Raw genomic sequence first — 1,584 nt, 5'->3', positions numbered from 1 at the left:
GTGGTACGAGGGAGCGACCGGCCGGCTGGAGCGGTACAACCGCATCCTGCTGTGGCGGGAGCTGACCGGCGACGACGGCTTCGATCTCGACCACTGGGTGACCAGGGTCTCCAACCGCCCGAAGGAGGGCGTGGCATGACGGCCGAAGCGATCCCGCCCGCGTCGGAGGACACCAAAGGCTCCGCCGCCGCCCCGGTGCCGCGGCAGCAGGTGCTCGTGCTGTACCTGGCGAGCTCGGCGCTGGACTCCCATGTCGTCGGCTGGTCGCGCTACGACGGCACCGGCCGCACCTCGCCCACCACGGGCGACAGTGACGAGCCGCCGTACGAGACGGGGGTGGCCGCGCTGCGGGACGGGTGGCGGCTGTTCCAGGCCGCCCAGCTGATCCCGCCGTACCCGGGGCACGAGTACGACGTCTCCTTCCTCAAGCACGAGTTCTTCTTCGAACGGGTCGTCGAGGTGCGGGCGCAGACCGGAGTTCGGCATCGAACCGCTTGACTCGGCAAAGTCGGGTGACGGTGTGGTTCCGCGGTTCCTGGTGGACTTGGTGGGCCAGCAGTTTCTCTGTGGCTTTCATTGACAGGTCACGGTGGTGAATGGGAACGTCGAAGCGCTTCGACGTACGGTCACCGCAACCAGCTCGCCTGAGGGGTTTCCACGTGAGTTCCGCGTCCGCGTCCGGATCCGAGCGTCCCGCCTTCCGTGATCCCGCGCTGCCACTGCAGAAGCGCGTCGACGACCTGCTCTCGCGGCTCACGCCCGAAGAGCGGATCGCGATGCTGCACCAGCACGTGCCGGCCGTCCCGCGGCTCGGCCTCGCCGCCTTCCGTACCGGCAGCGAGGCCCTGCACGGGGTCTCCTGGATGGGGGTGGCGACGGTCTTCCCGCAGGCCGTCGGCCTCGGCGCCACCTGGGACGAGGACCTGGTGCGCCGGGTCGCCGAGGCCGTCTCGGTCGAACTGCGCGCCTTCCACCACCACCGCGTTCCCGCCCTCGGTGACGGCCCCCACAGCCTCCAGGCGTGGGCGCCCGTCCTGAACCTGCTGCGCGACCCGCGCTGGGGGCGCAACGAGGAGGGCTACTCCGAGGACCCGGTGCACACCGCCCGGCTCGGCGAGGCGTACTGCCGGGGTCTGGCGGGCGACCACCCGACCTACCTGCGGGCGGCTCCCGTCCTCAAGCACTTCCTCGCCTACAACAACGAGGACGACCGCTGCACGACCTCCTCCGGACTGCGCCCCCGCGTCCTCCACGAGTACGACCTGGCTGCCTTCCGGCCCGTCGTCACCTCCGGCGCCGCGACCGGAGCCATGGCCGCGTACAACCTGGTCAACGGCCGTCCCTGCCACGTCAGTCCGCTGATCGAGACCGAGCTGCGCCGCTGGGCGCGGCCCACCGGCCACGAACTGTTCGTGGTCAGCGACGCCGAGGCCCCCTCCAACCTGGTCGACCCGGAGCACTACTTCGACGACCACGCCGAGTCCCACGCCGCCGCGCTCAAGGCCGGCATCGACAGCTTCACCGACCACGACGAGGACAGCGCCACACCGGTCGGCCGACTGCGCGAGGCGCTGGAACGCGGTC

General features: G+C 71.0%; 2 protein-coding genes and 1 pseudogene. All 3 read left to right on the top strand.

All coding sequences use genetic code 11. The features are described 5' to 3' along the window. Window positions 1–139, top strand: a pseudogene (locus RIF68_RS36160) (phytanoyl-CoA dioxygenase); the annotation flags it as partial. Further along, window positions 136–498, top strand: a complete 363-nt coding sequence (locus RIF68_RS36155; protein WP_375165245.1) for a hypothetical protein — start codon at window positions 136–138, stop codon at window positions 496–498. The pseudogene RIF68_RS36160 and the gene RIF68_RS36155, both read left to right, overlap by 4 nt. Before the next feature lie 161 nt (window positions 499–659). Next, on the top strand, window positions 660–1,584 hold a 925-nt coding region (locus tag RIF68_RS36150), incomplete at its 3' end, for a glycoside hydrolase family 3 N-terminal domain-containing protein (protein WP_309055906.1).

Source organism: Streptomyces sp. (assembly GCF_031178505.1).
Classification (GTDB): Bacteria; Actinomycetota; Actinomycetes; order Streptomycetales; family Streptomycetaceae; genus Streptomyces; species Streptomyces gulbargensis.
This window is presented reverse-complemented; position numbering and strand designations above follow the sequence as displayed.

Excerpts from the sequence above, each read along its gene's own strand:
- RIF68_RS36155 (WP_375165245.1), top strand. The coding sequence starts at position 136 with ATGACGGCCGAAGCGATCCCGCCCGCGTCGGAGGACACCAAAGGCTCC.